The organism is Halorubrum distributum JCM 13561, assembly GCF_000337395.1.
GTDB lineage: Archaea > Halobacteriota > Halobacteria > Halobacteriales > Haloferacaceae > Halorubrum > Halorubrum distributum.
Genome location: NZ_AOJF01000043.1, coordinates 14,989 through 30,810 on the forward strand (window position 1 = coordinate 14,989; position 15,822 = coordinate 30,810).

General features: G+C 71.2%; 22 protein-coding genes. 7 read left to right on the plus strand and 15 right to left on the minus strand.

Annotated features, from left to right (window positions below; genetic code table 11):
* Complete coding sequence (locus tag C470_RS10565) at positions 1-261, minus strand: DUF7123 family protein (protein WP_004597322.1); 261 nt, start codon at positions 259-261, stop codon at positions 1-3.
* A gap of 357 nt (positions 262-618) precedes the next feature.
* Positions 619-1,506, minus strand: coding sequence for a molybdopterin synthase (locus tag C470_RS10570; protein WP_007345416.1), 888 nt, complete (start codon positions 1,504-1,506; stop codon positions 619-621).
* Positions 1,507-1,638: 132 nt separating this feature from the next.
* Here C470_RS10570 and pyrH point away from each other — a divergent pair, with 132 nt between their 5' ends.
* The 4 genes from pyrH (at position 1,639) to C470_RS10590 (ending at position 5,377) form a co-directional block, all read left to right on the plus strand.
* Positions 1,639-2,358, plus strand: a complete 720-nt coding sequence (gene pyrH, locus C470_RS10575; RefSeq protein ID WP_004597320.1) for a UMP kinase — start codon at positions 1,639-1,641, stop codon at positions 2,356-2,358.
* On the plus strand, positions 2,355-4,085 hold the full coding sequence (lysS, locus tag C470_RS10580) for a lysine--tRNA ligase (RefSeq protein WP_008367145.1): 1,731 nt from the start codon (positions 2,355-2,357) through the stop codon (positions 4,083-4,085). Before pyrH ends, lysS begins: the two co-directional genes overlap by 4 nt.
* The gene (locus C470_RS10585) at positions 4,086-4,367 is read left to right on the plus strand and encodes a DUF7573 domain-containing protein (protein WP_008367147.1); all 282 of its coding nucleotides are present in this window, start codon (positions 4,086-4,088) and stop codon (positions 4,365-4,367) included.
* 98 nt (positions 4,368-4,465) lie between these two features.
* A complete protein-coding gene (locus C470_RS10590; protein WP_004597317.1) occupies positions 4,466-5,377 on the plus strand; it encodes a sensor histidine kinase in 912 nt (303 codons plus the stop codon).
* Here the strand turns inward: C470_RS10590 and C470_RS16400 are convergent.
* The 4 genes from C470_RS16400 to C470_RS10605 all read right to left on the minus strand — a co-directional run bounded on the left by C470_RS16400 (position 5,361) and on the right by C470_RS10605 (position 8,048).
* A complete protein-coding gene (locus tag C470_RS16400) occupies positions 5,361-5,495 on the minus strand; it encodes a hypothetical protein (protein WP_004597316.1) in 135 nt (44 codons plus the stop codon). The genes C470_RS10590 and C470_RS16400 overlap by 17 nt on opposite strands.
* 116 nt (positions 5,496-5,611) lie before the next feature.
* A complete protein-coding gene (locus tag C470_RS10595; RefSeq protein ID WP_008367149.1) occupies positions 5,612-5,911 on the minus strand; it encodes a DUF5808 domain-containing protein in 300 nt (99 codons plus the stop codon).
* 106 nt (positions 5,912-6,017) lie between these two features.
* Positions 6,018-7,733, minus strand: a complete 1,716-nt coding sequence (locus tag C470_RS10600; RefSeq protein ID WP_008367151.1) for a bifunctional N(6)-L-threonylcarbamoyladenine synthase/serine/threonine protein kinase — start codon at positions 7,731-7,733, stop codon at positions 6,018-6,020.
* A 9-nt stretch (positions 7,734-7,742) separates the two neighbouring features.
* A complete protein-coding gene (locus tag C470_RS10605; protein ID WP_004597313.1) occupies positions 7,743-8,048 on the minus strand; it encodes a 30S ribosomal protein S24e in 306 nt (101 codons plus the stop codon).
* Between the two features lie 149 nt (positions 8,049-8,197).
* On the opposite strand from C470_RS10605, the gene C470_RS10610 reads away from it, so the two are divergent.
* Positions 8,198-8,782 carry a hypothetical protein gene (locus C470_RS10610; RefSeq protein WP_004597312.1) on the plus strand — a complete coding sequence of 195 codons (585 nt, stop codon included), beginning with the start codon at positions 8,198-8,200 and terminating at the stop codon, positions 8,780-8,782.
* Between the two features lie 19 nt (positions 8,783-8,801).
* Here C470_RS10610 and C470_RS10615 read toward each other — a convergent pair whose 3' ends face one another.
* The 5 genes from C470_RS10615 to C470_RS10635 are packed head-to-tail and all read right to left on the minus strand — an operon-like array spanning position 8,802 to position 11,973.
* Entirely contained in the window at positions 8,802-9,437 is a 636-nt protein-coding gene (locus tag C470_RS10615) for a GTP-dependent dephospho-CoA kinase family protein (protein WP_008367152.1), read from the minus strand.
* A 25-nt stretch (positions 9,438-9,462) separates the two neighbouring features.
* Positions 9,463-9,660 (minus strand): transcription elongation factor subunit Spt4, encoded by a 198-nt coding sequence (spt4, locus tag C470_RS10620; RefSeq protein WP_004597310.1) that lies wholly within the window; start codon positions 9,658-9,660, stop codon positions 9,463-9,465.
* Entirely contained in the window at positions 9,660-10,235 is a 576-nt protein-coding gene (locus C470_RS10625; protein WP_004597309.1) for a DNA-directed RNA polymerase, read from the minus strand. The genes spt4 and C470_RS10625 overlap by 1 nt, the downstream gene beginning before the upstream one ends.
* 21 nt (positions 10,236-10,256) lie before the next feature.
* Positions 10,257-10,727, minus strand: a complete 471-nt coding sequence (locus C470_RS10630; RefSeq protein ID WP_007345411.1) for a DUF188 domain-containing protein — start codon at positions 10,725-10,727, stop codon at positions 10,257-10,259.
* 1 nt (position 10,728) lies between these two features.
* Complete coding sequence (locus C470_RS10635) at positions 10,729-11,973, minus strand: translation initiation factor IF-2 subunit gamma (protein WP_004597307.1); 1,245 nt, start codon at positions 11,971-11,973, stop codon at positions 10,729-10,731.
* 646 nt (positions 11,974-12,619) lie between these two features.
* Here C470_RS10635 and C470_RS10640 point away from each other — a divergent pair.
* Both C470_RS10640 and C470_RS10645 read left to right on the plus strand, forming a co-directional pair.
* Positions 12,620-13,078, plus strand: coding sequence for a DUF5810 domain-containing protein (locus tag C470_RS10640; RefSeq protein WP_004597306.1), 459 nt, complete (start codon positions 12,620-12,622; stop codon positions 13,076-13,078).
* A 36-nt stretch (positions 13,079-13,114) separates the two neighbouring features.
* A complete protein-coding gene (locus C470_RS10645) occupies positions 13,115-13,552 on the plus strand; it encodes a DUF5809 family protein (protein ID WP_007345408.1) in 438 nt (145 codons plus the stop codon).
* A gap of 104 nt (positions 13,553-13,656) precedes the next feature.
* On the opposite strand, the gene C470_RS10650 is transcribed toward C470_RS10645, so the two are convergent.
* From C470_RS10650 to C470_RS10665, 4 genes are all read right to left on the minus strand, one after another.
* Positions 13,657-13,923: an elongation factor 1-beta gene (locus C470_RS10650; RefSeq protein ID WP_004597304.1), complete on the minus strand. Its 267-nt coding sequence runs from the start codon at positions 13,921-13,923 to the stop codon at positions 13,657-13,659.
* Position 13,924: 1 nt separating this feature from the next.
* Positions 13,925-14,104 carry an HVO_2753 family zinc finger protein gene (locus C470_RS10655; protein ID WP_004597303.1) on the minus strand — a complete coding sequence of 60 codons (180 nt, stop codon included), beginning with the start codon at positions 14,102-14,104 and terminating at the stop codon, positions 13,925-13,927.
* A gap of 133 nt (positions 14,105-14,237) precedes the next feature.
* Positions 14,238-15,473: a tripartite tricarboxylate transporter permease gene (locus tag C470_RS10660; protein ID WP_007345407.1), complete on the minus strand. Its 1,236-nt coding sequence runs from the start codon at positions 15,471-15,473 to the stop codon at positions 14,238-14,240.
* An 84-nt stretch (positions 15,474-15,557) separates the two neighbouring features.
* Positions 15,558-15,752, minus strand: a complete 195-nt coding sequence (locus C470_RS10665) for a 30S ribosomal protein S17e (protein WP_004597301.1) — start codon at positions 15,750-15,752, stop codon at positions 15,558-15,560.
* Positions 15,753-15,822: the final 70 nt, after the last annotated feature.

Here is a 15,822-nt window from a genome sequence, read left to right on the forward strand (position 1 = left end):
TCAGGCGGGCTCGACGCGCCAGGTCGTCGCGCCCGTGTACGACCACTTCTCGACGGTGAGCTCCGTCGCGGAGTCGCGGAGCTTCACCATCAGGGCGCCGATCTCCTTCGGCGAGAGGTCGACGTCCTCGGAGATGAACTTCCCTTTGAAGTACATCTCCCCGTCTTGGGCGCGGTCGAGCAGGTACTGCTTCAGCCGCTCTTCCTTGCTGCGGTCGTCGTTCGCGCTCGCGTTCGTGGAGGGGTTCGCTGTCGCGCTCATGGTACACCTCACGCTTGCCGCCGGAGGGTGTTATAAAGGTAACACCGTTGGGCGACGTTCAGGGGGTTTCAGGGCGTTTCACCGAACTCGACGGGCTAAAACGTGTCTGACGGACTCTTTATAACGGTTCCAAAACGGCGTAGACATTTTATAATCGGATCTGAGAGCGTTTCTGCTGCTGACCACTCGGTAAGCGAGTCACTCGTCTCCCCCGCGTTCGCCCGACGACTACCAGCAAAATGCGCCGCTTGATGCCCTCTCGGAGCGACCGCGCGCCCCTCTCGCGTCCCCCGCGCGGTCGTTCTCGTCGGCCGTCCGGCGCCGCGAGAGTCCGCCGACACCGCCTCCGACCGCCGTTCAGTCCCGCCGGTGGACCCAGAACGTCTCCGACTCCGTCGCCTCCTTCTTGAATATCGGCACCTCGTCTTTCAGCCGGTCGATCCCGTCCTCGACCGTCCGGAACGCCTCCCGGCGGTGCCCGGCGAGGACGACGACGAACACGATGTCTTCGCCCGCCTCGATCACGCCCGTGCGGTGGTGCATCCGCACGTCGAAGACGCCGTCACGGTCGGCCAGTTCCTCGGCGATGGCGTCCATCCGCTCCGCCGCGACCCCCTCGTACTTCTCGAACGCGAGGTGCGTCGTCCGGTCGTCGTCCGGGGCGTCGCGGGCGCGCACGCGGCCGGTGAACGTGGCGATCGCGCCCGACCGCTCCGCGTCCGCCGACGCTTCGACGCGCCGCACGAGCGTCTCGCGGGTGATCCACGGCTCCGCGTCGTCGAGGTCGGCGACGAGCGCGTCGAGGGCGACCTCCTCGGGGCCGCCCGCGGTCGCGAGGACCGTTCCCGGTACGCTCTCGGGGTCCGGGTCCGGGCCCAAGAGGATCGCTGGCACGCGCAGGCGCGACTCGCCGACCGCCAGCAGGTAGTCGTGGTCGGGGGCGAGCCCGTCGAGCAGGTCGTCGAACCCCTCGACGCTTCCCCGACCGCGCCAGTTCCCGTCCGCGTCGAACGCGATCTCGGTGTCGGCGTCGGGGCGCCGTTCGGGGTCGGTATCCTCGCCGTCGACGACCCCGCCGTCGGCGGCCGGATCGCTCGGGTCCGGTCCGCGCGCCCCCGGTTCGCTCCGGTCGCTCCCCGCCGCGTCGTCGCCGCGCTCAACGACGGCGACCCGTCCGTCGAGCCGCGCCGCGAGTCGCCGTGCCAGCCTCGGCGCGCCGTCCCCGACGATCGATAGCGGTCGCATACCCGAGAGCGGGTCGCGACGGGCTTAGGCGTTTCCCGGTCGTCCCGTCGGTCCGGATTCGCGTCCCCGCACCGGTTCCGCAGCGTCCGGGCTTGGCAATCCTTAAGACCGCGACAGGGGTACTCGTCGGCAATGAGAGTCGTCGTTTCTGTCGGCGGGAGCGTGCTCGCGCCGGACCTCGACCCCGAGCGCGTGGCCGCGTACGCCGAGGCGATCGAACGGCTGGCCGCCGACGGCTGCGAGGTCGGGGTCGTCGTCGGCGGCGGCGGCGTCGCCCGCGAGTACATCGAGACGGCCCGCGAGATCGGGGCCAACGAGGTCGAGCTCGACCGGCTCGGCATCGGGACGACCCGGCTCAACGCCCGGCTGCTGATCGCCGCGCTCGGCGACCGCGCGAACCTCGCGCCCGCGACCGACTACGAGGAGGCGGCCGCCGCGCTCCGCCGCGACGAGGCCGCGGTGATGGGCGGGGTGACGCCGGGACAGACCACCGACGCGGTCGCCGCCGCCTTCGCCGAGTCGGTCGACGCCGACCTGCTCGTGTACGCCACGAGCGCCGACGGCGTGTACGACGCCGACCCCAACGCCGACCCCGACGCGACCCAGTTCGCGTCGATGTCGCCCGCGGAGCTCGTGGAGGTCGTCCTCCCGATGAGCCGCGACGCGGGGGCGTCCGCGCCCGTCGACCTGCTCGCCGCGAAGCTGATCGACCGGGCCGGGATCCGGTCGATCGTCCTCGACGGTACCGACCCGACCGCCGTCGTCGACGCCGTGCTGCGCGGCGACCACACGGGGACCGACGTGGTCCCCGTCGACGGCGCGGAACCGAGCCGCTGGACGGGGGAGCGATGAGCGCGGACGACTCCCCGCACATCCTCTCCGAGCAGACCGCGCTCGACGAGGGGGCGGCCGACGAGAGCGCGGGAGCGGTCGACGACGGCGAGGGCCCGGCCGAGGGGTCCGCCGGAACCTTCCACGCGTTCTGGGCCGACGTCGTCGCCGACGAGATCGAAGCCCGAGACCCCGACGAGCCGATCGTGATCAAGGGCGGCGTCTCCCCCTCGGGCGTCGCGCACCTCGGTAACTTCAACGAGATCATGCGCGGCTACTTCGTCGCCGAGGTGCTGCGGGACCGCGGCCACGAGGTCCGGCAGGTGTTCACCTCCGACGACAGGGACCCCCTGCGGAAGGTCCCGCGGAAGCTGGCGAACGCGGACGGCGAGATCGTCGGCCTCGGCGAGGTCGACGCGGGCGCGCTCGGGCGCAACCTCGGGAAGCCGTACACGTCGATCCCGGACCCGTTCGGCGAGGCCGAGTCCTACGCGGCCCACTTCGCGGGCCTGCTCAAGGCCGACGCCGACCGCCTGAACGTCCCCGTCGAGATGCTCTCGAACACCGAGTTGTACGCGGACGGCGCCTTCGACGACGCGGTCCGGACCGTCCTCGCCGACGTCGACCGCGTGCGCGAGGTGCTCTCGCCGTATCAGGATAAGGTCGACGACGAGTACGTCCCGTTCAACCCGATCTGTGCGGAGTGCGGGAAGGTGACCGAGACGGTGACCGGGATCGACCTCGACGGCGAGACCGTCGAGTACGTCTGTACCGACATGGACGCCGGCGGCAACACCATCGAGGGGTGCGGCCACGAGGGGACCGCGACGTTCCGCGAGGGGAAGCTCCCGTGGCGGCTGGAGTGGCCCGCCCAGTGGGGCGTCCTCGGCGTCGACTTCGAGCCGTTCGGGAAGGACCACGCGGAGGGGTCGTGGCCCTCCGGCGTCGACGTCGCCCGGAACGTGTTCGGCGAGGAGCCGCCCGTCCCGATGGTGTACGAGTGGTTCACGCTCAACGGCGAGGCGTTCTCCTCCTCCGAGGGCAACGTCGTCACGGTCCAGGAGCTGCTGGAGCTGATCGAACCCGAGGTGCTGCGCTACTTCTTCGCGCTCCACCCGAAGAAGGCCCGCGACCTCGACGTCGAGCGGCTCGACCAGCTGGTCGACCGCTTTGACCGGTTCGAGCGCGCCTACTTCGGCGAGGTCGACGACCCGGACCTCACCGCCTTCGCCGAGCGCGCCTACCCGTTCGTCGTCGGGCGGCCCGACGACCCGCCGACGGAGAAGCCCATCCGGCTCCCGTACACGTTCGCGGCGGTCCTCGGGATGGTCGACGATCCGGACTTCCGCGAGCGCCTCGCCCGCGACGAGGGGCACATCCCCGCCGAGGCCGACGGCGACGCGGTCGACGCCGCGCTCGCCCGCGTGGAGCAGGCCCGGAACTGGGCCGAGCGGACCGAAAACGAGTACGACTACCGCCTCCAGACCGACCTCCCCGCGGTCGAGTTCGACGAGGACGTCGCGGCCGCGCTCGACGACCTCGCGGACTTCGTCGCGGCCGGTCACGACGGCGAAGCGATCCAGGGGGCGATGTACGAGACCGCCCGCGACCACGGCGTCGAGGTGAGCGACTTCTTCGCCGCGGGCTATCGCCTCTTCTTCGACGACACGCAGGGGCCGCGGCTCGGTGAGTTCCTGGGCGAACTTGAGCGCGACTACGTCGTCGACCGGCTCCGACGGGAGGCGTAGATGCCCGAGGACCGCTCGCTCGACGACTTCGCCGAGGCGAACGACGTCGGTGGTACGTCCGCTGAGACCGGTTCCGACGGCGCGGAGGGCGACGCGGCCGACTCCGACGGGACGGACGCTGACGCCGCTGACGGGCCCACCGACACCGCCGCCGTCGACCCCGCGGTCGCCACCTCGACGTGGCACGCGGACGGCGCGGCGTGCGACCGCTGCGGCGAGCGGGTCGAGCGCCGCTGGCGCGACGAGGCGGACTTCGTCTGCGCCGACTGCGCGTCGTGGTGACCGTCTTTCTGCGGTCGGGCGCGACGGTCAAAATTTAAGCCGGCGGCCGTAGAGGTGTTGCTCGCGGAGAAAATTCGGCGAGAAAAAGTTAAATATAAATGAAGTTTAACACGGAACCGATATACGGGCGGTCCGCGGCCGCTCTCACGGCGACGTACCTCTGTCTCGGCGCGCTGTTCGCGGTCGCGGTCGACCTCGCGGTCGCGTCGGCGAGCGGGACCGCGGCGGGGTGGACGCCGACGCGCCTCGTCGGGGACTGGCTGCTCGTCGCCGGGTCCGGCGGACTCCTCTACGGCGCGGTCACGCACCACCGGCAGCGGGCGGAGACCGCCAGACGGGACCTCGAAACCTCCAACCAGCAGCTACAGGTTCTGAGCCGGGTGTTCCGACACAACGTCCGCAACGACCTCAACGTGATTCAGGGGTACACCGACCTGCTGGCCGACCGCGTCGACGACGAGCGGGGCCAGGAGTGTTTGGAGACGATCCGGCAGACGACCGACGACGTCATCGCGATCAGCGAGAAGCTCCGGGTCATTGAGGACGCGTCGCCCGAGCGGCCGGACGGCCGCGTTAACCTCGTCGACGCCGTTCACGAGGCGATCGGGGTCCTCGACGACGACGGCACCGCGGTCACGGTCGAAACCCCGTCCGAGGCGTGGATCCGCGCGGACGACTCCGTCGAGTTCCCGATCCGCGAGGTGTTCGAGAACGCGGTCACCCACAACGACGGCGCGACGCGGCGCGTGGCGGCGACGATCCGCGAGAACGGGACGACCACCTGTCTGGAGGTCACCGACAACGGGCCGGGGATCCCGCCGGACGAGCGCGCGGTGTTACAGGCGGAAGAGGAGACGCCGCTCTCGCACGCGAGCAGCATCGGGCTGTGGCTCGTCAAGTGGATGTGCGAGACGCAGGGGGGAACCGTCCGCTTCGAGGCGACGGACGACGGCACGACGGTCCGGCTCCGGTTCGAGTCCGCGGCGCCGCCCGCTACTCCAGTTCGGTGATGGTCACGGCGTACACCGCGCCGCAGTTCCCGCATTCGACGTGGACGCCGCGGCTGGTCTCGCCGCGGGTGAACTCGGAGATCTCCTCCGAACACGAGCACTCGAACTGGACTTTCACTACCCGTTCTACGCGCTGCTGATATTTAAAAGAATCCGACGCGGAATCAACGGCGAAAACCGGCGATCGCGGTACCACCCCGCACGGTCTCCCGGGTCGGGGTGTCGCGGCCGCCGTCAGTCGTCGTCGACGATCACTTCGACGGGGCCGTCCCCGCCGTCGTCAGTCTCCTCGTCGTTCCCGCCGGACGCGTCGCGTCCGCCGGACTGCTGCTGGTAGTAGAGCCCGCCGGCGACGGCGAGGACGAGCCACGACCGCCAGTTGGCGAGGTTCAGCGTGTAGCCGATGCCGAACGGCTTCTCGACGAGCATCCCCTTGCCGGGCTGCCAGTACGACGACAGCAGCCGCCCGAGGCTCGGGCGCTCGAAGTTGTACGGGATTCCGAGAATCTCTCCCGACGACGGTTTATCTCCCATGCCCGGTACTCTATCCGCTGGCACTATAAATCGTGGCGCCATCGGACGCCGACCGCGGCGTCGGCGCGGCTGCGCTCCCCGCCGCGGTCGGCGGCGCCGGAGGCCCTCAGCGATACCGGCCGCGGTCCGCCACGTCGCGGAGCCGTTCGAGGACCTCGTCGTCGCCGGCGGCCCCGTATCCGGCCTCGAACGCCGCGATCAGCGGGTCCGGGTCCGTCGCGGTCGCTCGGATCGACCCCTCGAACACGTGGAGGTCCATCGCGTGGTCCTCGACGTGGCCGGTGTGGTAGCCGAGCCCGAAGTCGATGAGGTACGCCTCCGGCGGCGCGTCGGACTCGCCGTTCCCCCGTTGCCTCCCGACGCCGTCGGGGGACACGCGCACGTTCCGCGTCGTCGGGTCGCCGTGGACGATCCCCGCGCCGTGGAGCCGCGCGAGGTGGCGGCCGACGGCCTCCGTCCACCGCTCGTCGAGGGCGGCCGCGAGGTCGCGGTCGCCGACGTACTGGAGCGTCAGCGTCGCGCTCGCGAGGTCGACGTCGTCCACGAGCGGCGTCGGCACGCCCGCGCGCCGCGCCTCGCTCGTCAGCCGCGCCTCCGCGACGGTCCGGTCGCGCCTGAGCGTCCGGTCGAGGTCGGGGTGGCGGTACGACTTCGGCACCCGCCGCTTGATCACCCGGCGGTCCTCACCGCTCCCGGCGACCGTCACTGTCGCCTCCGCGCCGCGGCGGTCCGCGTCCGGGTCGCCCGCCGCACCGCCGGCCGCGCCGCCCCCGCCTCCGCGCGCGACCGACTCCCCGTCGCGCCACGTCACCGGCACCTGGTCCGGTCGGAAGTTCGGGTCGACCGCGGACTCCGAAACCGCGACGGTGTCCCCGGCGGCCGCCATCTTCGCGCCCAACACGGCGATCATCCCCGCGTTGTCGCGGAGGAAGCGCGTCTCCGGCGCGTGGAAGTCGGCGCCGCGGGCCTCGCACATCGCGGCCAGCATCTCGCGCAGGCGGTCGTTCTGCGCCACCCCGCCCCCCAACACGAGCTCGTCGGCGCCCGTCAGCGACAGCGCGCGCTCGGACACCTCGGTGAGCATCGCGAAGGCGTGCTCCTGGAGCGAAAAGCAGATCTCCTCGACCGGGACGCCGTCGTCCGCGGCGTCGTTGGCGGCCGAGCTGATTCCGGAAAACGAGAAGTCCATCCCCTTGACGACGTACGGGAGATTGAGGAGGTCGGCGGTCGAGTCCCCCCCGTCCGCACCGGGATCGGTCCCGGCGAACTCCGCGGCCGCCGCCTCCACCTTCGGGCCGCCGGGGTGGCTCCAGCCGACGTGGCGCGTGAACTTGTCGATCGCGTTGCCGACGCCGGCGTCCATCGTCTCGCCGAGGACGCGGTAGCGCCCGTCGTGGTAGCCGAGCAGGTGCGCGTTCGCGCCCGAGGTGTTCAGGCAGACGGGGTTGTCGAAACCGGACCGGTGGCGACCGATCTCGAGGTGGGCAACCATGTGGTTGACGCCGACGAGCGGAACGTCGAGCGTCCCGGCGAGCGACCGCGCCGCGGTCCCGACGATCCGGAGGCACGGCCCGAGTCCGGGGCCGCGGGAGAAGGCGACGGCGTCAATCGCGTCAGGCCCGTGTTCGTCCTCGGCCACGGCCAACACGCGGTCGACGACCTCGGGGATCGCCTCCGACATGTGCTCGGCGGCCTCGCGCGGGTGAATGCCGCCGCTGTCCGGTTCGTAGGCGTCGGATTCGATGAGAACGGAGTCGGTCTCGGCGTCGTACAGCGCGGCGCTCGCGCACCACGCGGTACCCTCGATGCCGAGGACTCGCATCCGGCGGGGTTACGCTTCCTCGGCGTCCGCCTCGTCGCCGCCGATCTTGTTGCGTTCGAGCATGTGGTCCTGCTCGACCTCCAGCGCGTCGGCCGCGGAGTCGTACACCTTCGCGTAGCCGATCGTCTTGCGCATGCCGAACTTCGTGTCGAGCTCGTGGACGACGACCTCCTCGGAGTCCTTGTCGAGCTTTGCCGCCAGCGAGTCGCGGACCGACAGCCGCGAGGGGGTGGCTTCCTCGTGCGTCGTCTCGAAACGGATGTCCGTGCGGTGCAACATCGGGTTCTCCTCCTCGGAGATGATATCGACGTCCATGGTTCAGTTGGGCGTATATCCCCTCGAAAGCTGTAAAAGGATTTCGAAGCGGGGGTGACGCCGCCGAACCGCTCGCCGACCGTCGACCGAGTGCCCCGTTCGGCGTCAGAGTTTCACTTCTCCGGAGCGTGTGTATCGTTACCGCGCGGATGCCCGACGACGACCGATTCGACCCGACCGAACGCTCCGAGTACGAACTCACCAGGTCGGCCAACATCATCGTCCCGATGCCGCCGCTTCGAAAGGCCCGGATCTGCGGCGCGCTGGCGCTCCTCGGCTCGCTCGCCGCTCCCCTCGTCGCCACCCTGCCCGCGGCCGTCCGGGAAGCGACGTTCGCGGGTCCGCCGGCCGCGACCCCCCTCGGCGTCGCGGCCGTCGCGCTCGCCGGCACCGTCGCGGCCGGCCTCGCCGGGCTCGGGCTCGTCGCGCTCCAGCGGCGCCTCGCGCGGGGCCCCGAACCGACGGACGACGCGGTCTGGTCGTTCCTCGCGGTCGAGGACGCGCTCACGGGGATCGGGTTCATAACCGGCGGCCTCGGCGTCCTCGTCGGCCTCGCGCTGCTGGCGAGCGGTCACTGGGGGGTCGACGCGCTCGACGCGCTTCGCCGAAACGGCGTCGAACCGTACGCCTCGGTCTCGGCGCTCCCGGTCACGCCGCGGCTGACGAGCGCCGTCGCCCTGGCGGCCGGCCTCGTCGTCTTCGCGGCGACTGTCGTCGTCGTCGACGGCGAGTGACGCCGATCGCTCTGCTCGCCTATCGCGAGCCCGCCCCGTCGAGCTTCTCCGAGTCGACGCCCAAAATTTCGTACGCGGCCGCGGTGTCGCCGGTCAACCCCTCGAACAGCTCCCGGGCCTTCCCTCGGGTCTCGGGCGTGATCGCCACGCGGACCATCCCCTCGCCGGGCTGCCCGTACACGACGGTCGACCCGAACGGCGCCGCCAGCATCGCCGGCAGCGCCGCCAGGTCCTCCTCGCCGGTCACCTCGACCGTCACCGGTTCGTCGGCCGCGAGCGCCTCGGCGAGCGCGTCCAGCAGCGCCGCCGACAGCGCCGCCGCCGGGTTTTCGACCGACACCCGTCGCTCCTCGGCGGCCGCGAGCGCGGTCGCGATCTCCTCGCGGACGGCCTCCCGCTCCGTCTTCCCGTCCACCAGCGCGACGTCCGGGACGCGGCCGGCCTCCTGGAGGTGATACGTGACCACGTCGCCGACCGCGATCAGCCGCGGGGGGCCCTCGTCCGGGGAGCCGTGTCGCTCGCGGGTCTCGTCGACGGCCTCTAAGAGCGCGGCGGCGTCAGTCGTCACCGGCCCCAGCGGCTCCTTGAACGCGTCGCGCAGCGATTCGGGCAGCGTGAGAAGCGGGTCGGACGGGTCGTCGGATGCGTCGGTCATCGGTTTCCAGCCTCGGTGCGGCCGGTTACCGGACCTTGAGCGCGTACGCGCCCGCCTCGGAGACGTTCATCTCCTCGGCGATCTGGCTGTCCGCCGGGTCCGTGATGATGACGTAGCCCGCCCAGTCCTCCGTCAGCGACGACGACCCGCAGAGCGCGCAGGTCTGGGCGTCCGGGTCGTTGACGTGGTGGCACTCCCGGCACGCCAGGCGGTCCTCGGCCATCAGTCGGCCTCCTCACCGGTCTGCTCGCGGTGTTTCCGCTGGCCCTCCAGCCACTCGTGTTTGCCGAGCCCCGGCTGCTTCGCCGTGAGCCCGATCTTCGAGTCGCGGGGGTTGCGCTCGTCGATGCTCTTGGTGACGACGCGGACGCGCACCGCGTCGTCGACGCCGAGCGTCTTGTCGGAGTCCGACGAGGCGAGCTGCTGGTTCGCGCCGTCGAACGTGAGGTACTCGTCGGTGATCTGCGAGACGTGGAGCAGCCCGTCCACCGGGCCGATCCCGACGAAGGCGCCGAACTCGACCGTCTCGACGACGGTGCCGTCGGCGACCTCCTGCATGTCGGGGTCGTATGTGAGCGCGTCGAACTCCGCCTCGTAGTAGACGCCGGGCCGGTTGTGTAACACCGCCCCCTCGCCGATGTCGTGAACCTCGATGACGCTCACGACGCTGCCGACGTCCTCGTCCATCCGTCCTTCCAGCTTGTCCTGGAGCAGGGCCTTCACCCGCTCGTCGGTGACGTCCGCCAGGTGCTTCGGCGGGACCTCGACCGTGTCCTTGAGTCGAACTCGTTTGTACATGTTGTTGGTTGTCCGCGGCCGCTAGGGTTCCGTTATCGCCAGTGTGTTCCGACCCCTTAAACCGATTACTGGTGCGCCCGCCTCCAGCACCCGGTCCGCGAGGGGTCCGTCGACCGTGACGACGGCGTCGACCCGGTCGGCCGCGGCCAGGGCGACGAGCGCGTCGTCGGCGTACGATTCGTCAGTTGCCACCGCCTCCGCCCGCTCCGCGAGGTCCGCCCCGACGCTCGCGGCGGTCGCCTCCGCGCCGTTGCCGCCTTGGAGGCCGTCGAGCTCCGCGAGCACCGCCTCCGGCACCACGGCGTCGTAGCCGCCGAGGAGCCGGTCCAGCTCCTCGAACAGGCGCAGGTCGGCCTCGACCGGCGCCATCAGCGCGCTCGCGTCGAGCGCGACGACCGGGACGCCGCCGGGGCCCTTCTCCGCGAGCCCCTCGGTGCGGGCGTCGCCCGCGGCGGTTGGCTCCGGACCGTCCGCGCGGGCGTCGTCGGCCACGTTACGTGAGCGTCCCGACGCCGATGAGCCGCCAGCGCGCGCCGACGCGCCGGTTGATCGCTATCTGGGCGCCCGACTCGGCGCAGACGGGCCGCTTGAGGCTCACCTCGCACTCGCCGTCGCGCGCGCTCGTCACGGCGCCGACGGTCGTCGCCGTGCCGACCGTGAGCATCAGCGGCTCGCCGGTGCTGATCTCCTCGATGTCGCTCTCGCCGCTCTCGTCGTCCTCCTTCCCGACGACGCGGTCGAGGAGGTCGACTTTCATCTCGAACTCCTCGCGGGTCGGCGGGAGCGTCCCCGGCTCGCCCGCGACCTGCCCTGCGAGCGCGTCGCCCTTCGTCAGGCTGGGGTCGAGGCCGGTGCCGACGCCGAGCAGGCCGCCGGGGTGGGCGGTCTCGACGTCGCGGTTGCCCGCCTGAAGCGACCGGACGGTCGTCTCCAGGGGGCGCCACTCGGTCTGGCCCTCCTCGTCGACCTCGCGGCCGGGCCGGATCTCCAGCCCGTCGCCGACCGACAGCTCGCCGCTGACGAGCGAGCCGCCGACGACGCCGCCCTTGAGGTCCTCGGCGCTCGCGCCCGGTCGGTTGATGTCGAACGAGCGGGCCGCGTACATCCGGGCGCTCTCGCCCGGGTCGCGGTCCGGCGTCGGGATCTCCGTCTCGATGGCGTCGATGAGCAGGTCGAGGTTGACCTCCTGCTGGGCCGAGACGGGGACGATCGGCGCGTCCTCCGCGACGGTGCCCTCGACGAACTCCTGGATCTGCTCGTAGTTGTCGACGGCGCGGTCGCGGTCGACCAGGTCGACCTTGTTCTGCGCGATGACGATGTTCTCGATCCCGATGAGATCGAGCGCCATCAGGTGCTCCTCCGTCTGGGCCTGCGGGACGTCCTCCGTCGCGCTCACGACGAGGACCGCGCCGTCCATGATCGAGGCGCCCGAGAGCATCGTCGCCATCAGCGTCTCGTGGCCCGGGGCGTCGACAAACGACACCGTCCGGATCGGCTCGCTCTCGGAGCCGTCCTCGCACTCCTCATCGACGGTGTAACACTCGGGCGCGTCGACGCCGGGGCAGCGTCGGAACGTCGCGTCCGCGTACCCCAGCCGGATCGAGATGCCGCGCTTCATTTCCTCGCTGTGCTGGTCGGTCCACGAGCCGGACAACGCCTGTACCAGCGTGGTCTTCCCGTGGTCGACGTGACCGACGAGACCGATGTTCACCTCCGGTTGTGTGTTGGCTTCAGTCACTGTTGGACCTCCTAACGGAGTAGTCTTACCCGAATTTCGCCCCGTGCGAGTGATAAAGTTGCTGTTATAGTGGCGTCAGCCCGCGTGACAGCTTCCGGTGGAGGGCCGACCTCGACGGCGGAGTGATATATAAATAAACGAACCCGGGCGGCGTGGCCGTTTATAAATAGTGCCGCGGTGCGGTGGCGTCGCCGGCGGCTACGCCGCCGGCTGCCAGAGGCGCGTCGCGCCTCCCTGCGTGCCTGCGAGCGGCCGGAGCGAAGCGGAGGCCGCGAGACAGCACGCGCGAGGGACGCGGTGAGCGAGGGCGACCGGAGGGAGCCCGAGCGAACCGCGAGGCTGGGGAGGCGTGAGGTGCTGTGCGGTGCGGGGCGGGACTCAAAGGGGGAGCCGTGGGGCGGGCGCAGGCGACGCAAGCACTGGAGGGAGCGAACGCAGTGAGCGACCGAAGCGCGCAGCGAGCGTGCGCCCGCCCCACGGCTGGGGCTTTGGAAGAGTTCTCCGCGGTGGCGACGACGTACAGCCGAGCAGCCGGAACTTCGACGGTATCGCTCGCATCACAGCCGGAATTGTTTATAAACAAACATCACCGGCTCCGACAACGTTCGACGCCGATTTACGCCTCACGGGTCAATACAGACGTATAATGGGATACGCGTGCCCCGTCTGCGACACCCCGCAGCGCGACGGCGAACACCTCGCGCACCACCTCGCGTTCACCGCGATGCTCCACGGCGGCGACCACGCCGACTGGCTCGACGAGCGCGTCGACGACTGGAGCGAGCGAGAGCCCGCGGAGCTCGCCGCCGAGGTGACGCCGCACGCCGCCGCCGCCGAGTACGAGGAGGTGTTCGAGGACACCGTCCCGCGCGGCCGCCCGGACGTGGGAATGGGTTCGGGCGGGGACGCGGACTCGCCCGGCCACGATCACGCGCACGACCACGATCACTCCGACTCTTCACCTGGGGCCGGCGTCCCGGACCCCGAATCCGTCGACGACCCCGAGGTCGCCGAGGCGCTGCGCGAGGCGCGCGAGATGACTCGGGAAGCGCGAGACGAGCCGAGCGGCGACGACCGCGACACCGACGCCGATACCGACGCGTAGCGGAACGCCCTTCCCCGCTCCCGGCCAACCGCGCGTATGGAGACCAGAGGCACGTTCGCTCCGGAGACCCGCGCCGACGCGCTCGAACGGTACGAGGAGGTCGGGCCGGTCGCGCAGGTGGTCGTCCGCGAGGCGACGAAGGCGATGTCGTTCGACGCCGACGAGTACGACGAGCGCGTCACGCCCGAGGTGATCCGGACCGCCCGCGACGCGACGTTCGCGGAGCTGCTCGCGGTCCACGTCGGCGAGGGCGACGAGTTCGACGAGTGGCTCGCGGACAGCGAGTTCGACGACGATGACGTGGTCCGGATCGGCTCCGACAACGTCGACAACGTCGTCTGGCACCCGATTCCCTTCGCGGAGACGGTGATCGCGGCGACGTACCAAGAGGAACCGGACGCGGCGGCCAGCACCCTCCGGCGCAACGCCTTCGGGCGCGTCTACCGCGAGGAGTTCTACGAGTCGGGGCGATAGGCGCGCCATCGAGAAACGGCGGACTGGGGGCTCGCGAAGCGAACGAAACCGAAGAATCGGACCGCGAGCGTCGCCGTCGGCGACGCGGCGGGTGGTTCTGTCCTCTACAGGCGACCGACGTTCTCGACCGCGACGGACTCGACCTCCTCGACCTGCGAGAACGCCTCCTCGACGGCCTCCGTGCCGCCCGCGCCGTCGGGGACGATGACGGTTGGCAGGAGTGCGACCAGCCCGAACGCGACGTCGTCGCGCTCGAAGCCGCGGATCTTCGCGCCCTCGGGGAGGACCTCCTCGAGGCGGTCCTGGAGGTCGTCGAGGTCGACGTCGGGGCTGTTCGGCATGACCTTGATCTTGGCGGCGACGTCGCCCATCTTACGGCCCCCGGAAGCCGCAGTCGTGGCACTCGTAGAGATTGCTCTGCTTCCGGCACTTCGAGCACCGGTAGATGGTGGCGCCGCAGTCCGGACAGGAGAACCGCGCGGCGTTCATGCCGGACACCTGAATCCCACAGGAGACGCACTGCGGGGTCGCTTGAGAGTCGCTCTGGCTCATATACGTACCTACCGCCGGCGACTTTTAACCGTTGTTCTTTTCACCGGAACGCGCCGTGCGCCCCGGTACCGTGCCGCTCGACCGAGGCGCTCCCGGCGGTCCGCGGGCCCCGCGGCGGCGCCGCTCCCGCCGGTCACCCGACCATCAGCGGGCCGATGAGCACGCCCATCAGGTGGACGCGCCGCGCTCCGACGCGCGGCGGGAAGAGGCCCAGCGCGCCCGCGACGAGGAGGACGCCGACGCCGAACGCCCCGGCGAACGCGTACGACACGAGCCCGAGCAGCCCCAACACGCCGACCGAGAGCCGGGTGTAATCGGCGTTGCCGACGATCCGGAGGTAGGGGTCGCCGACGAGGACGACGAGGGCGAAGCCGAAGCACGCGGCGGTCGCGGCCGCGACGAGGAGCACCGGCAGCGCGAACGGCACGCCGGCCCGGTCGATCGCGACGGTCACACCCGTTCGCGGCGTTCCGAGGGCCACGAGCGCGAACAGCGCGAAGACGGTGTTCGCCGTGCTCGCGCCGCTCGTCGCCACGACGAACCCGCGGTCGGCCGACGCGCGCGGCACCGCGGGCATCGCGGCGACGGCGGCGATGGCGGCCGACACGCCCGGCACGTAGCCGACCACCGCGCCGGCGAGCGAGCCGGCGCCCGCGCTCGTCCCGAGGTCGCGCGCCCGCATCGCGACCCGGGCGTCCGCCTGCGGCGGGACGCCCTCGCCGCCGAGCGCGTCGACGAGGACCGGCACGCCGAACAGCCCGGCGAAGAGCGGCGCGAGGACGCCCCCGGTCGACAGCGGCGCCGCGGGGTCGGCGTCGAGCGTCGCGAAGCCGAGCGCGGCGCTCGCGAGGAACGCGAGCAGCCCGCCGACCGCTGCCCTGCGCGACGACTCGGTGAGGACGAGCAGGGCGACGACGCCCCCGAGCAGCAGCGGCAGGTGCGCGCGCAGCGCCGGGTACCACCGCACCATCAGCCACGTGATCGGGACCGCGAGCGGCACCGCGAGCGCGACCGCCAGCCCGGAGCCGACCGCGGAGAGGCGGAGCGCCTCGCGACCGCGACCGGCGATCACCAAGCGGTGGCCGGGGAGCGCGGCGACCGCGGTCGCGGCGTCGGGCACGCCCAGCGCGAGCGCGGGGACGATATCCAGAAACGAGTGGACCACGCCGGCGCCGAGCATCGCGACGCCGACGAACAGCGGGTCGGCCGGCACCGAGGGGGCGAACCCGGCGAGGAGCAGCGCGAAGTTGTTGGCGTGGAGTCCCGGCACCAGCCCGCTCGCGGTCCCGAGCGCGACCCCGCCGAGAAGGAACGCGAGCGCGCCCGCAGCGAACGTCGGGTCGACCACCGGCCGCACGAGCGCGTCCATCGAGGCGGGATGGCCGCGGCTCCGGACTTAACGTGTCGGGCGGTCGCGACCCTCCGCAGAACTAGTGCGATTCGGACCGAGCGGTCAGGCGTGCTTCGCCGCCTGCGCCTTCTTCTGGGTGACGTAGCCGGCGATCCGGTTCCGGACGCCCTTCGACTCGACGGTCGTCAGGGCCGTGACGCTCTCCTTGTTCGTCTCGAAGTCCGTGTTGAACGAGTCGGGATACCGCTCCAGCAGGGCGTTCCCGAGCTGTTTGATGTACTTGGGTTTGATGGCCATACCGAGCGGTACCGGCGGCCCGAACTAAAAGGGTTCGTTCCGCCGCGAGCGGCCGCGAGCCGGAGGCCCG

Coding starts and splice junctions, on each gene's coding strand:
- C470_RS10590 (WP_004597317.1), top strand. CDS start 4,466: ATGAAGTTTAACACGGAACCGATATACGGGCGGTCCGCGGCCGCTCTC.
- pyrH (WP_004597320.1), top strand. CDS start 1,639: ATGAGAGTCGTCGTTTCTGTCGGCGGGAGCGTGCTCGCGCCGGACCTC.
- C470_RS10645 (WP_007345408.1), top strand. CDS start 13,115: ATGGAGACCAGAGGCACGTTCGCTCCGGAGACCCGCGCCGACGCGCTC.
- C470_RS10595 (WP_008367149.1), bottom strand. CDS start 5,911: ATGGGAGATAAACCGTCGTCGGGAGAGATTCTCGGAATCCCGTACAAC.
- C470_RS10650 (WP_004597304.1), bottom strand. CDS start 13,923: ATGGGCGACGTCGCCGCCAAGATCAAGGTCATGCCGAACAGCCCCGAC.
- C470_RS10570 (WP_007345416.1), bottom strand. CDS start 1,506: ATGCGACCGCTATCGATCGTCGGGGACGGCGCGCCGAGGCTGGCACGG.
- C470_RS10625 (WP_004597309.1), bottom strand. CDS start 10,235: ATGTACAAACGAGTTCGACTCAAGGACACGGTCGAGGTCCCGCCGAAG.
- C470_RS10600 (WP_008367151.1), bottom strand. CDS start 7,733: ATGCGAGTCCTCGGCATCGAGGGTACCGCGTGGTGCGCGAGCGCCGCG.
- C470_RS10605 (WP_004597313.1), bottom strand. CDS start 8,048: ATGGACGTCGATATCATCTCCGAGGAGGAGAACCCGATGTTGCACCGC.
- C470_RS10610 (WP_004597312.1), top strand. CDS start 8,198: ATGCCCGACGACGACCGATTCGACCCGACCGAACGCTCCGAGTACGAA.
- C470_RS10615 (WP_008367152.1), bottom strand. CDS start 9,437: ATGACCGACGCATCCGACGACCCGTCCGACCCGCTTCTCACGCTGCCC.
- C470_RS10585 (WP_008367147.1), top strand. CDS start 4,086: ATGCCCGAGGACCGCTCGCTCGACGACTTCGCCGAGGCGAACGACGTC.
- C470_RS10565 (WP_004597322.1), bottom strand. CDS start 261: ATGAGCGCGACAGCGAACCCCTCCACGAACGCGAGCGCGAACGACGAC.
- C470_RS10640 (WP_004597306.1), top strand. CDS start 12,620: ATGGGATACGCGTGCCCCGTCTGCGACACCCCGCAGCGCGACGGCGAA.
- C470_RS10655 (WP_004597303.1), bottom strand. CDS start 14,104: ATGAGCCAGAGCGACTCTCAAGCGACCCCGCAGTGCGTCTCCTGTGGG.
- lysS (WP_008367145.1), top strand. CDS start 2,355: ATGAGCGCGGACGACTCCCCGCACATCCTCTCCGAGCAGACCGCGCTC.
- C470_RS10665 (WP_004597301.1), bottom strand. CDS start 15,752: ATGGCCATCAAACCCAAGTACATCAAACAGCTCGGGAACGCCCTGCTG.
- spt4 (WP_004597310.1), bottom strand. CDS start 9,660: ATGGCCGAGGACCGCCTGGCGTGCCGGGAGTGCCACCACGTCAACGAC.
- C470_RS10660 (WP_007345407.1), bottom strand. CDS start 15,473: ATGGACGCGCTCGTGCGGCCGGTGGTCGACCCGACGTTCGCTGCGGGC.